The following is a 14,214-nucleotide window of genomic DNA, read 5'->3' as shown; positions in this document are numbered from 1 at the left end:
TTGCTATCTTTATCAGCAGTACTCAGCCACCGCCATTGCCCCATGTTCAATTTTCTGCCGCTCTTGATTCGACTTTTAAAGCTGGAACGCTTTAAATGCCGCGGGCTGACGTCAGGCGAAATTGCGCTGTGCCAAAGCGTTTTTGGCGGCCTGATTGACTACTCCAAAGTCAAAGTGATGAACCATCCGTATTTGCCGTGGCAGCCCAGGCATATTGTGATGGCGCCCTGCGGCAATATTCACGCCCGTTCGCCCTGCTTCAGCAATGACTATTCATTGGAAAGCCTTCCCTATCAAGGGCTTTTTATTCACGAAATGGCGCATATTTACCAGTATCAGCAAAACATCAATGTCCTGCTGCGCGGCGCATTGCTGCAAAGCGCTTTCTTTTTAAGTTTCGGCAAATACAATCCCTACGCATATCGGCTTCAGGCCGGTAAAAAGTACTTGGACTACAATATTGAACAGCAGGGAGATATCGCCCGTGATATCTTTTTTAAGCGCATTCGCAACATGATCTTGTTCCCCGAGGACAGGCGACCGCGCCCATAGCATTTTTTCTTCTATGCACTCCGATATTTCGGCCTTTATCCGCCTGAAATTTTCATCCTTGAGCGCTATTTTTTTAATAAATTTAACCCAGTAGATGCAGCAGCGCCGCGATTGGCATAGTTCCTGCTCATATTCGATTTAAAACCTTTGAATTGGCTCTAGCATCTAAGTCAATTTCAGCTAAAATAGCCTCAGGTCTGAAATGCTTTACAAAGCGCAAGAAGATTTTTATATCATCGCTTAAATGATGTTTTTTAAGCCTTTATGGCTGTATTTTTAGTATCAAAATGCACTCTGCTGAATAATACTCATAATAAAAATCAGTTTTTTTAGTGCATTCACCCCCTATAGGAATAGGATTTAGTTGGAATGAATAGTTTTAAAATTGCGCTTGCCCAATTCTCTCCACATACTGGCAACTTGACATCAAATGCCGAAAAAATGCTGGAGCAGGCAAATCAAGCGAAAAAACAAAATGCCGATATTATTGTTTTTCCTGAACTTTCTACTTTAGGTTACCCAGCAGAAGATCTTTTGCTGCGCCCAAGCCTCAGCAAACGCACTCAGCAGGCTTTTGACAAACTGGCAGAAATTAAAGACATCGTTTTAGTCTTCGGTTTTGTCAATCAAACAGCAGACGGCCAGCGCTATAACGCCGCTGCCGTCATGAAAGACGGTCAGGTTCTAGGCATCTACAACAAGCAGAACTTGCCGAATTACAGCGTATTTGATGAAAAACGCTATTTCACCGAAGGCCATCAGCATTTGGTCTTTGAATACCTCGGCCACAAATTTGGCGTGCTGATTTGTGAAGATGTCTGGGCGCTGCCAACGGTTCAGCAATTGGCGCAGCTGAATGTTGAAACGGCATTGGTGCTGAATGCATCACCTTATGAAGTCGGCAAACCGCAGCACCGCATTGAAACCATGTCGGCTTTGGCCAAACAAATGAATTTGAACTTGGTTTACTGCAACCAAGTCGGCGGTCAAGATGATTTAATTTTTGACGGCACCAGCTTCGTGATAAGCAAAGACGGTGAAATTGCACTGCAAGCGCCGAGCTTCAAAGAAGATTTGTATATCGCTGAATATGATGCGGGGCAAAAAGCGTTTATCAAAGGCGCCATTACCCCTGTCATGGGCACCATGGCTGAAATTTACCAAAGCCTGGTACTGGCAACCCGTGATTATGTGCAGCGTTCAGGCTTTTCAGGCGTGATTTTAGGCTTATCCGGCGGCATTGATTCGGCTTTGACCTTGGCGATTGCCGCCGACGCGATTGGCGCTGATAAAGTGCAGGCGGTGATGATGCCCTATACCTACACCGCGCAAATCAGTGTTGAAGATGCGGCGGAACAGGCGAAGAACATGGGCGTGACTTTTGGCATTGCCGAAATCAACCCGATTGTGTCCGGCTTTATGCAGACACTTTATCCATTCTTTGGCAATGCGCCCGCGGATGCAACCGAAGAAAACCTGCAGGCGCGTTCACGCGGCACTTTGCTGATGGCGCTGTCAAATAAATTTGGAAATTTGGTGCTGTCCACCGGCAATAAATCTGAATTGTCGGTCGGCTACTGCACCCTGTACGGCGACATGGTTGGCGGCTATGCGGTGCTGAAAGATGTATATAAAACCATCGTGTTTGAGCTGGCAAAATACCGCAACAGCATTTCAGAAACACCGGTGATTCCTGAGCGTGTGATTACCCGCCCGCCTTCTGCGGAACTTCGCCCAGATCAAACTGACCAAGACTCTTTGCCTGCTTATGATGTATTGGACGCCATTTTATATGCCTACATTGAAGAAGACATGAGCCAAGATGACATTATTGCCAAAGGCTTCGATGCAGAAGTGGTTGCCAAAGTCATCCGCTTAGTCGATTTCAATGAATACAAACGCCGTCAAGGCGCAATTGGCCCGCGCATCAGTTCACGCGCCTTCAGCCGTGAACGCCGCTACCCAATCGTCAATGGCTGGAAACCCGGTATTTAAGCCGCATTTATTAAAAAGCCCAAACTGAAATTTGGGCTTTTTTATGGCGGCTGCTTTTCATCTTTGCCTTTGGCAAGCCTGCCAGCAGCAGAGATATTTTAGCCGCCTTTTTTGCTGTATTATTCATTCACTGTAAGGACATGAATTCGCATACAGCGAAACATTAAAACATGATTTGAAGAATACTCTGCGGTACTTTTCTTCAGACAAAAAAAGAGACCAAGCTGAGAGCTTGGTCTTTTAAAATGGTGGCTATGACGAGACTTGAACTTGTGACCCCCGCATTATGAGTGCGGTGCTCTAACCAACTGAGCTACATAGCCTTAAACTGTGTGCGCATTATCTAAAGTTCAGCAGGCATCGTCAAGCTTTTTTCTGCAGAAATGCACAGACTTTAATCAAGCCCGCATCAAGCTGCTAAAAAATAAGCAGCAAAGTGATTATTTATGGCGATTTTCACATTTTTATTTAAAAATTACACAGTTATTCCAAAGGTGAAAACATTGAAAAAGACCATTTTATTAAGCTTAGTGCTGAGCCTTGGCGGCTGCCAGCTCGTTTCCCCTATTTTTGTCGATTACAATGGCGTACGCATGGATGTTGCCAAATGGATTAATAGCCAATCACTGCTCAGCATGCAGCAGAAACGCAGCCTTGCACAGCTGAGCAAAGCGCAGCAGCAGCTGCGTCATTACAGCGATCAGGATGGCCCGACACGCCTTGCAATTGCCAAGCAAAACCAAATTGCACTGCATTGCGCCCATTTGCACCTCAGTGAAAAGAAAATTTCCCAGCTGCAGCAGCAGCTCTTTGGCGATGAAAAGCAGCAAATATTAGCGTTTTATCAAGAAAATGCGCCGATGATAAAATTAGATGAAAAATCAATTCAATGTGAATAAGTCTGTTCGAAGCAGGCCAAAGCAAGTCTTTGGACTGCTTTTTATTTTCCTAGAGCCAGCTCAATAAAAAACATTCTTAAACTTTAGTTGAATAAAATATCAGCAATACATTTCAGCAACAAACTGTACACAGATAAGTCATTAATATTCTTTGAATTATTTGATAATCTTTAAAATATCCGTATGAATTTGCTAGGTTTTCTTTCATTTTGTTTCGCGCTATGATCAAGCTGAGGCTGTTTTTTTATATACAGTGAGCAGCATGTGCCTGCTCTAAAAATGCTGAAAAATAAGGAGAATTATTATGTCATTTCAAAATATTGTAGTCCCTGTAGACGGTTCCGAAACTTCTCTTGCCGCCGTGGCAAAAGCGATTGATTTTGCTAAAACATTTAACAGTAAAATTACCGTCGTTCAAGTCATGGTGCTTGATCCGTATATCGCAGCTGAATATATTTCTGCAACGCAAACCAATGACCTGATTGAACGTGCGCGCACATCGATTGTGGATAATTTAAGTACCGTCAAATCTAAATTAGCGGCGCAGGGCATTGATGTTGAAACAAAACTGCTTGAAGGGCAAACAGTGCATACTGAAATTGTTAAAGCAGCTCAAGATGCTCAAGCAGATCTGATTATTATTGGCTCTCATGGCCGTACAGGGCTGAAGAAATTCTTCCTCGGCAGTGTTGCGCAAAGCGTCTTGGGTTCATCTGACATTCCTGTCATGGTTGTCCGCAAATAATTCATTGCTATGTCTAAATACAGTCTTGCAGGCGCTGTCTTGCAAGACTCACCCTTTCCATTGATATTTTTTCAAATCAATTTTTCCGGCGATGACGGCTACACCTTCCGCCAATAATTTCTGCTGCTGCACATTAGCCCCATCATCATCCAGCTTGCCTAGGCTGATTTTCCCTTGGCTGCTGATCACCCGATGCCATGGCAAATCTGCGCCTGCATCAAGCTGCTTCAGCACGTAGCCGACCAAGCGCGCATGCTGAGGCAACCCCGCCAAACGCGCCACTTGACCATACGATGCCACCTGCCCCTGCGGAATCAAGTCAACCACAGCCAGGATCTGCTGCGCAAGTTCGTCACTGTGCTTTGCCATATAATGTTTTTGCGCCTAGAAATAAATAAGAGAGCCTTAAGGCTCTCTTATTGTTGCACCATCGCGGTAAAATTAGAACACCAGATGATTGTTATCCAGCAACTCCTGCAGGCCAATGTCGGTGTTCTTCAGTGTCAGCAATTCCACCTTATCATGCGCTTTAGCAGGCAGGCCGTCACGGTCAATGCTGATAACGGTATTGCCTTTCCCATCGCCAGCAACAGAAATAAACTGGCCAATATTGCTCTTATCGGCACCCTGCCCTTGCAGCAGCTGACTGACGTCAATCTTATCGCCTTGCGCTTTGCTGAAGTCCGCCCATGTATCATGGCCATTGCCGCCAGCAGCATCTGAGCTGTTCAGCACTTTGAAAATGACGGTATCTGCGCCCGTTTTGGCATTAAATACATCATTGCCAGCTGTACTGGTGATCACATCATTGCCTGTACTTGCAGTAAAATTCACACTGGCTTGGATGCTCAATGTAGCAGTAGACGCATCACCATTTGGCGCAGCCAGCTTGTAGGTAAATTCTTCTGAATGGCCCGAAAGCGCTTTTGCATCGGTGGCAGTATACGTATAGCTGCCATCCGCTTTCAGGTTCAGTTTGCCATATTGCCCTTCAATCTCAGTTCCCGTGCTCTTCACCGCGGTGTAGGTCAAACCGCCATCTTTCGAGATATACAGATCTGTGTATTTAGAGGCCAGCGTATCTGTGCCGTGGCCGTCATTGTCACTGAAGATATTGCCCTTGCTTTGCACAGCGGCAGATTTCACCGTAAAGTCATCCAGATCAATCACGCTGCGGCTGATGGTCGCGCTAACACTGCCAAAGATGCTGAAGCCCTTGTTTGTAATGGCCTCAACAGTATATTCGCCGGCTTTTAATCCGTTCAAATTCAAACTGTTTCCATTTGGCAGCAAGGTAATAATATCGATCAGCGTTGAGGCGCCAGTTGTTGCAATCAATTTATGCGCTTTGTCATAGATATTGACCACTGTTCCGCCCAAGAAGGATGCGAGCTGAACCGAGCCAAAGCTGATTTTCACATCTTCAATGGTGCCGTCAGCAACCGTCAGTTTGGTTGAGCCGGACTTCGTTCCGCCCGCGCCAATGGCCCAGCTATAGCTGATAGAGCCGGCTTTTGCGGCCGTGACTGTATTTGATGCATCAACGCCAATGAAGTCAGTATTGTCTGTTGCCGCGACTGTCGAAGCATCCTCTTTTGGATGGCTGTCATTCCAATTCAGCGCCAGATCGCTCTGCGTGCCAATCTGAATAATCAGTTCAGCCGCACTTTCTTTCCCGCTGGCGGGATCTTTGACGGTATAGCTGAACACTTCCGCTTTGCCAATTACTGCTACGTCTGCTTTTGGCGCATAGCTGTAAGAACCGTCCTTTTGGATGGTTAAGCTGCCGTAAGCGCCATCAATCACTGTGGCGCCATTTACCGCTTTGCCGTTTACACTGCTGATGACCGAACCAGCAGGAACGCTGTCTTTTCCATATACCGAATCAGTATCGCTGATGACGTTTCCAGTTGCTTCTGCAGTCCCGCTCACCTCTGGATTGACCGAAGTATCAAACACTTTCAGCGACAGATTTGCGCTGACTGAAGTGAATAGGCCAATCGCCGATCCGCCGACAAATTCAAACTTATAATTGCCCGGCTGAAGATTATTGGCGCGCACTGCAGCGCCTTCTCCAAATAGTCCCAAAATATCCAGCAATCCAGAATCCTTATTCGATGCAATCAGCTTCCAGCTGCCATCTGCATCCATTTGGAACAAACGCATTTCCGCTTTATCAAACAGATTCACCAATGAGCCTGTTTTTACACTGATCGTTGCTTCACCAATTTCCTGATCGCCTACATTGAAATAGCCGGCATGTGTTTTCGTGCCGATATTGACCGCATCAAATACATTGAAAAGCTTCGATGTGCGGGTTTCTTCAACGGGGTAGATGAAGTCCACATATGCCGTAACTAAATTATCTGCAGCATCCATTGCAATGCTTTGCGCAGTCAGTGCTTTCGGATCAGATTCGCCGCCCTTATCCCGCGCAGTCACCAAAATCTGCTGCGCATCTGTTAGCGCTGAAGGAAGCTGAATACTGAAGTGCCCTGCTGAATCCGCTTTATCCTGCGCCAAAATCGTTTTGCCGTCTGCAGAATAGACGGTGATTTCAGCAAAAGCCTCTGAATGGCCTGTAACATTTTGCCCTTGAGCATCCAAGGCGGCTTCAGGCGCTGCTGGCGCATACAAATCAGGGGCAATAGCAGGAGCAGCCAGAGATTCGCCGCCTGGGTCTTTTGCCGTGACTTTAACAGCTTCGCCATCCACCAAAGCAGGATTCAATGCAACGGTATAGCTGCCATTGGCATCGGCCTTACCGACAGCCAGGACGGTCGTGCCTTTGCTGCCGCCATAAACCGTAATTTCCGCATTGGGCTCTGTAGATCCTGTTACGGCTTTGCCATCCGCCGTCACTTGAGCTGCAGGCGCATCTGGCGCATAGAGATCAGGCGCAGATGCCATTTTCGGCAATGACTCGCCTCCAGGATCTTTTGCAGTCACTTTAACGCTTTCACCATCCACTTGCGCAGGATTCAGGCTGACTGTGTACCGGCCAGAAGCATCAACCGTGCCTTTGCCCAATACTGTTTTTCCATCAGTACTGTAAACAGTAATCAATGCTCCCGGCTGCGCCTGACCAAATACTGTTGCGCCATCATTCTGATTCACTTCTGCTGTCAGCAATCCCGGCACAGTGGTATCGGTTAAATCATCACTTGCATGGCCTTTATTGCCTGCCTGATCTGTTGCTGTGGCTGTGTAGGCGCCTTCAGCCGCCGGCGCTGGAACTGATGCCGTGAATGTGCCGTCCGGATTGACCGTGACTGGAATGTCTTTGCCATTCGGGTCTTTCAAGATCACTGCCGCACCCGGTTCTGTTTTGCCGCTCAGCGTTGCCGTGCCGTCTGGATGTGACTCAACATTGAATCCGTCAATTTTCGGCGCAACTGCATCTTTCAGCTCTTCCGCGGCTGTACCGCGGTTGCCTGCCTGATCTGTTACTGTGGCCGTGTAGATGCCTTCAGCTGCCGGCGCAGGAACTGATGCCGTGAATGTGCCGTCTGGATTGACCGTGACTGGAATGTCTTTGCCGTTCGGATCTTTCACGGTCACTGCCGCGCCCGGTTCTGTCTTGCCGCTCAGTGTTGCCGTGCCGTCTGCATTTGCTGTGACTGTCAAACCGTCAAGCTGAGCTTGAGTATCCACTGTCAGCGGTGTCGAGGCTTTATCACTCACATTGCCTGCGCGGTCTTTGGCTGCCGCTTCTACAGTATAGTCACCATCTGCAAGCGCCTTCGCGCTGTATGTCCAGCTGCCTTGAGCATCTACAATGCCTGCGCCTGTTTCAACAACATTGCCAGCCTTATCTTTCACTGTCACAGTGACCGTTGAACCCGCTTCTGTTTTTCCGCTGAAACTTGGAGCCGCATCTGCAGCTGTGCCAGCTTGATCAATTTCAATCTCCGGCTTCACCGTATCAATAATGAAATCTTTATACGACGGAGCGCTGACGAGGCCGCTGGCATCGGTAGAAACCGCTTCAAGCGTAAACAAGCCATCTGCCAAAGGTTTAGATGGCGTAAATGTCCATCGCCCTGTAGCTGCATCCAGTTTCGCCACCCCCGAATCAATCAGCTGATTTGAAGAATCATAAATATGGATTCTGACTTCAACACTTTTCGTGGATGTGCCAGAGAATGTTTGTGATGGATTATTCGTTGCTGGCGGCAATGGCGCAGCAGCCAGCATTGCGCGTGCAGCGAACATTGCAACTGGCGCGGCAAATGATGCTGCAAAGAAATCAAAGTCATCAATCCCAACTGTCGGCGGAATAATATCGCCGCTGGCATCTCCTTTCAGACCTTGATTGCCTGCTTCATCCTGATAGGAACCGGCATCAATGGCAAGTTTTACAAAGTTGATCACACCTGAAACCGCGGGCTGCACTTTTGCGGTCCACAGCGTATCTGATACTTTCACAAAATCAGTTAAAGTGCCGCCTGTAACGTTAACGTCTGCTGTATCAAAGTTGAATACTTTTTCACTGAAAGTGAATTTAACCAAGCCATTTTCATCTAAACCAATCGTTACTGCCGGCGCGGTGCTGTCGATGCTCGGCACGCTGACATTATTCGCGCTGCTGCCTTTGCCTGCATTGCCAGCAAGGTCGCTGTAGCTGCCGTCGGCAACCGTGACCGTCACTGGCGCCGAAGCGCCCGTGCTGCCGTTTGCCGTTACATGGCCTGTCCAGCTGCCGTCCGCCTGCTGGCTTAAGCCGCTGACGCTGCCGCCCGAAACTTGCACATCTGATGCGTCAAAGCCTGTTACCGCTTCGCTGAAGCTGATGCGGAGGCTGCCGTCCGCATCCAGCGTCATGGCCGAAACAGGCGCGGTGCTGTCAATGCTCGGGACAGTTTGCGATTGGGACGCCGCCTGGCCGGCATTGCCCGCATGGTCGGTATATGATCCTGCCGGAATCGTGACATCCACTTGCGCGGCGGCGCCCGTGCTGCCATCAGCAATCACCTGGCCTTTCCACGTGCCGTCCGGCTGCTGCGTCAGGCCGCTTAATGTGCCGCCCAACACTTGCAGATCCGATGCATTAAAGCCCGTTACCGGCTCGCTGAAGCTGATGGTGATTTCGCCATTGGGCGCAATGCTGATGCTTGCCGCCGGCGCGGTGCTGTCAATGCTCGGCACGCTGACATTATTCGCGCTGCTGCCTTTGCCCGCATTGCCGGCAAGGTCGCTGTAGCTGCCGTCGGCAACCGTGACCGTCACTGGAGCCGAAGCGCCCGTGCTGCCGTTTGCCGTTACATGGCCTGTCCAGCTGCCGTCCGCCTGCTGGCTTAAGCCGCTGACGCTGCCGCCCGAAACTTGCACATCTGATGCGTCAAAGCCTGTTACCGCTTCGCTGAAGCTGATGTGGAGGCTGCCGTCTGTATCCAGCGTCATGATCGAAACTGGCGCGGTGCTGTCGATGCTCGGGACCACTTGAACTGCTGTTGAGCCTTGGCCGGCATTGCCTGCAAGGTCAGTATAGCTGCTGGCTGCAACTTCAACGGCAATGCTTCCCGCTGCGCCAGTAGCGCCATTGGCAGCGACTTTGCCTGTCCAAGTTCCATCAGCCTGTTCTGTTAAGCTGATCAATGTGCCGCCCGCCACTTTCACATCCGATGCGTCAAAGCCTTTTACCGGTTCACTGAATGAAATGACAATATCGCCATCCGCGCTTAATTGAATAAATGATGACGGCGCTGTGACATCAATGCTTGGCACAGTTTGTGACTGTGCAGCGGCTTGACCTGGATTGCCCGCATGATCTGTATATGCACCTGCAGCAATACTAAGTTCAACTTTTCCAGGTGTGCCTGTTGGATCATTTGACACAGCATGGCCTTTCCAAGAGCCGTCTGACTGCTGTACTAAATCAAGCAATGTGCCGCCTGCGATTTTCAAATCGGATGGCTCAAAATCTTTGACGGGCTCACTGAATGTTACTGTCACATTGCCACGGGCATCGACTGCAATTGATGCGGATGGCGCTGCCGTATCTGCGCTTGGTACTGTTTGTGATTGAGATGCTGATTGACCTAAGTTGCCTGTATTATCTGCATATGAGCCTGCAGGAATACTGACATTCACTTGCGCTGCAGCGCCTGTGCTGCCGTCTGCAATCACCTGGCCTTTCCATGTGCCGTCCGCCTGCTGCGTCAGGCCGCTTAATGTGCCGCCTGCCACTTGCACATCCGATGCGTCAAAGCCTGTTACCGGCTCGCTGAAGCTGATGGTGATTTCGCCATTGGGCGCAATGCTGATGCTTGCCGCCGGCGCGGTGCTGTCTGCGCTAGGAATATTCTGAGATTGAGACGCGGCTTGACCTGGATTGCCTGCCAAGTCTTGATATGAACTTGCATCAATGCTGAGTTCGACTTTGCCTAATGCGCCAGTCGAGCCGTTTGCCACCGCATGGCCTTTCCAAGAGCCGTCTGCCTGCTGCACCAAATCAGCCAGTATGCCGCCCGCAACTTTGACATCCGATGCGTTAAAGCCTTTCACCGCCTCGCTGAAGCTAATTATCACTTCACCATTAGTCGCAATGCTGATGCTTGCTGCTGGCGCGGTGGCATCTACACTTGGAACAGTTGCATAAATAAATCCGCCTTTGCCGGCATTGCCTGCGAGGTCCTCATAGCTGCCGTCCGCAATAGAAACGACAACACTGCCAGGCAGGCCCGTATTTCCATGGGCTGCCACTTTACCTGTCCAGCTGCCGTCCAGCTGCTGGCTCAGGCCACTGACGGTACCGCCATCCACTTTGACATCAGAGGCATCAAAGCCTTTCACCGGCTCATTAAAGGTGATGATTAAATGACCATTTGCATCTAAAGCTAAAGTTGGCGCAGGGGCTGTCGTATCCAGGCTAGGCACAACTGCAGAACCTGATGCAGCTTGCCCTAAATTGCCGGCCAAATCTGCATATGCCCCAGCTGAAATAGATATCCCGACTTGAGCTGAAGCGCCTGTAGTGCCATTTGCGGCAACATGGCCTGTCCAGCTGCCGTCTGGCTGCTCAGTTAAATCCAGCAGGTTCCCGCCCGCAACTTTAAGATCTGAAGGTTCAAAACCTTTGACCGGCTCACTGAAAACTACCGTGACCGCGCCATCTGCACCTACTGAAATAGATGCAGATGGCGCTGTTGTGTCAAGACTTGGCACATCCACACTTGCAGAAACAGCACCTTTGCCTGCATTGCCGGCAAGGTCAGTATAGCTGCCATCTGCAATTTTCACAGTTACGCTGCCTGATGCGCCGGTATTGCCTTCTGCCGTCACGCGGCCTGTCCAGCTGCCGTCTGCCTGCTGAACCAAATGAGTTAATGTGCCGCCTTGTGCCGTGATACCTGATTGATCGAAGCCTTTGACAGTTTCACTGAATGAAATTGTCACGTCGCCATTTGGGCTAACCGTCAATACTGATGTGGGCGCTGCGGTATCGATTTGCGCTGATGCACTGACATCTGCTGTGACATTGCCTGCCTTATCTTTTGCATTGGCTGTGATCTGATAAGCGCCATCAGCCAGATTTGCGCTGACGGTATATTTCCATGTGCCGTCTGATGCAACTGCCGCTTTTCCTGTTTCAATGACAGTTCCAGCCGCATTCACCACTTTCACTGTCACTGCAGACGCCGGCTCATTGACCTTGCCTTTCACATCTGGAGTCACATCATTGCTTAAGCCAACATCTTGAATTTCAATAATTGGCGATTGAATATCCACAATAAATGCTTTGGCTGCCGGCTCACTTTGGTTGCCTGCCACATCTTTTGAAATGGCTTGAAGCATGTAATAGCCCTCTGCCAAATCATGCGATGGCGTATACGTCCACTTGCCAGTTGCTGTATCTAATTTTGCCAAGCCTGAATCCACCGTTTTGCCAGTGCCATCCTGCAAATAAATCATGACTTCAATACTCTTGGTTGATGAACCAGAGAAAGTCGGCTTGATTTGATTGGTCTGCGGCACAGTTGATGCAGTTGCGCTTGCAGCGCTCATCAGCAGGCGGGATGCCGCTGCGGCAAATAAATCATTGATATCTACCGTCGGAGGCACAGTATCAACTTTTAAATTTGCATCTGCTGCAAAAGCGCTATTGCCCGCCGCATCAGTGGCAGTGGCCGCCACAGTATAAGCACCATCTGCAAGCGATGCTTTGGGCGTATATGTCCAGTTGCCGTTTCCATCCACTGCTGCATTGCCGGATTCCACGGTATTGCCGCCAGCATCTTTAATTTCCACTTTGACCGCCGCGCCTTTTTCAGCAGCGCCTTGAATGGCAGGAGTATTATCATTGGTTGGTTTAAGCGGCTCAATCGAAACGGCCGGCTTCGTGGTATCTACCGTTAAGCCGCCGCCTGATGCTGTATCTGTATTTCCCGCCGGGTCAGTAGCAGTGGCCGCCACGGTATAAGCGCCGTCTGCAAGCGATGCTTTTGGCGTATATGTCCAGTTGCCGTTTCCATCCACTGCTGCATTGCCGGATTCCACGGTATTGCCTCCAGCATCTTTGATTTCCACTGTGACCGCTGCGCCTTTTTCAGCAGCGCCTTGAATGGCAGGAGTATCATCATTGGTGAGTTCAAGCGGATCAATTGAAACAGCCGGTTTCGTGGTATCTACCGTTAAGCCGCCGCCTGATGCCGCCGATTCATTGCCGGCAGGATCTTTCGCTTTTACTTCTACGTCATATTCGCCTTCAGGCAACGGATTCTTTGGCGTATACGTCCAGCTGCCGTTAGCGTCTACAGCACCTTTACCGCTGTCAATCACATTGCCGCTTTGATCTTTGATGACAACGTCAATTTCAGACTTCGGTTCACTGGTTTGCCCTGAAATCACCGGTTTACTGTTCTTGGTTTCCCCCAGATCATCAATACTGACCGCTGGAACTTTCGTATCCACAGTGAAATCCAAAACATCCGATTTTGGCCCTTCTGCGCCGTTCACTGTTTGCGTGACCGTAATTGAATGCGCGCCGTCCAGCAGTTCTTTTGGAACTTCAACACTCCATGTGCCGTCTGCCTTTGCTGTCGCCGAAGCAATCACTTGTCCAGCATCATAGACCTTAATTGCTGCACCTGGCTCTGCACCGCTGCCGGATACCACAGGGGTTTTGTCATTGGATACATCACCTGATGCGAGCTTGCCGATCTTTGGCGCAGCATTATCCGCAACTTCAAAAGCGGCGAGTTTTTTAGGCGCCGCCGCTGGCTGAGCATTGCCTGAGTCACCGGATGAACCGCTGCCGCCGCTGGCTGCCGCGCCAATCAGGCCGGCACCGCCTGCGCCCAGCGCCCAAGGCAAAATCACGCCCGTTAAGGAGTCTTTATACAGCAGCGGCTCAATTTCACTTAATGGCTGATATTGAATGACATCCGCAATTGCGCCTGTTCCATCGGTAAATTTTGCCCAATACAAACTTCCGTCTTCACCCTCAAAAACCAAGCTGTTGTCTGGATTTGCCATGTTGAAATAATTTTCAACAACAATGACTTGACCATTTTTTAAATTGATCATTGCGCTGTCGCCGCTGCGGGTAATCGAGGCAACATCTTCTTTGGGGATTTTAACAACAACAACTGAATTTTCAGATAGGCTCACAGTATTGGAATCAACCTGATTCAGCAGCGTGTGGCTTTCCTTCGCGATCACAGAAATTTGCGTCATAGCTAAACTCTCTATTTCTTTTAATAAGGTCTTATGAAGTTCTAATTTTTTTAACGATTTGTTTTATTTAATAAATTTATTTAAATACAAATCATTAGCAACATTTTTTTAATTGTGTGTTTTATATCACAGTTTTTTTATATTTCTAGCATTGCTTGAAAGCGGTCATTTTTTTACTTGCATCTTCATATTTTATTTTTCAAATTAGCAATAAATAACAAACACTTGTTTTTGCGATTCACTTCACGCTATTTTTTGTAACCATACGGGTTTTTTGCCTCCTTCCGCGCCTGCTGCATGGGCCAGCCCTATCTGCAGCACCAATTGAAGATAAAAAAGCGGAAT

The 14,214-nt window shown here is 49.0% G+C and carries 6 protein-coding genes and 1 tRNA gene; 4 read left to right on the top strand and 3 right to left on the bottom strand.

Annotation, left to right across the window (positions count from 1 at the left end; translation table 11 throughout):
- Positions 1–42: 42 nt before the first annotated feature.
- Both JZ784_RS07495 and JZ784_RS07490 read left to right on the top strand, forming a co-directional pair.
- Positions 43–552, top strand: a complete 510-nt coding sequence (locus JZ784_RS07495) for a hypothetical protein (RefSeq protein WP_346314415.1) — start codon at positions 43–45, stop codon at positions 550–552.
- A gap of 369 nt (positions 553–921) precedes the next feature.
- Complete coding sequence (locus JZ784_RS07490; RefSeq protein ID WP_219189929.1) at positions 922–2,547, top strand: NAD+ synthase; 1,626 nt, start codon at positions 922–924, stop codon at positions 2,545–2,547.
- 246 nt (positions 2,548–2,793) lie between these two features.
- On the opposite strand, the gene JZ784_RS07485 is transcribed toward JZ784_RS07490, so the two are convergent.
- Positions 2,794–2,870: transfer RNA gene (locus JZ784_RS07485), tRNA-Met, on the bottom strand.
- A gap of 180 nt (positions 2,871–3,050) precedes the next feature.
- Between JZ784_RS07485 and JZ784_RS07480 the strand changes: the two genes are divergently transcribed.
- Together JZ784_RS07480 and JZ784_RS07475 are read left to right on the top strand one after the other, a co-directional pair.
- Entirely contained in the window at positions 3,051–3,446 is a 396-nt protein-coding gene (locus JZ784_RS07480) for a hypothetical protein (protein ID WP_346314414.1), read from the top strand.
- A 304-nt stretch (positions 3,447–3,750) separates the two neighbouring features.
- The gene (locus JZ784_RS07475) at positions 3,751–4,191 is read left to right on the top strand and encodes a universal stress protein (RefSeq protein ID WP_346314413.1); all 441 of its coding nucleotides are present in this window, start codon (positions 3,751–3,753) and stop codon (positions 4,189–4,191) included.
- A gap of 48 nt (positions 4,192–4,239) precedes the next feature.
- Here JZ784_RS07475 and JZ784_RS07470 read toward each other — a convergent pair whose 3' ends face one another.
- Positions 4,240–4,560 (bottom strand): MGMT family protein, encoded by a 321-nt coding sequence (locus JZ784_RS07470; protein WP_346314412.1) that lies wholly within the window; start codon positions 4,558–4,560, stop codon positions 4,240–4,242.
- Positions 4,561–4,632: 72 nt separating this feature from the next.
- Positions 4,633–13,869, bottom strand: a complete 9,237-nt coding sequence (locus JZ784_RS07465) for a BapA/Bap/LapF family large adhesin (RefSeq protein WP_346314411.1) — start codon at positions 13,867–13,869, stop codon at positions 4,633–4,635.
- Between the last annotated feature and the right edge of the window lie 345 nt (positions 13,870–14,214).

This window comes from Acinetobacter sp. CWB-B33 (genome assembly GCF_039655955.1).
Classification (GTDB): Bacteria; Pseudomonadota; Gammaproteobacteria; order Pseudomonadales; family Moraxellaceae; genus Acinetobacter; species Acinetobacter bouvetii.
The sequence above is the reverse complement of the archived record's forward strand: the minus strand, read 5'-3'. Positions and strand labels throughout refer to the sequence as shown.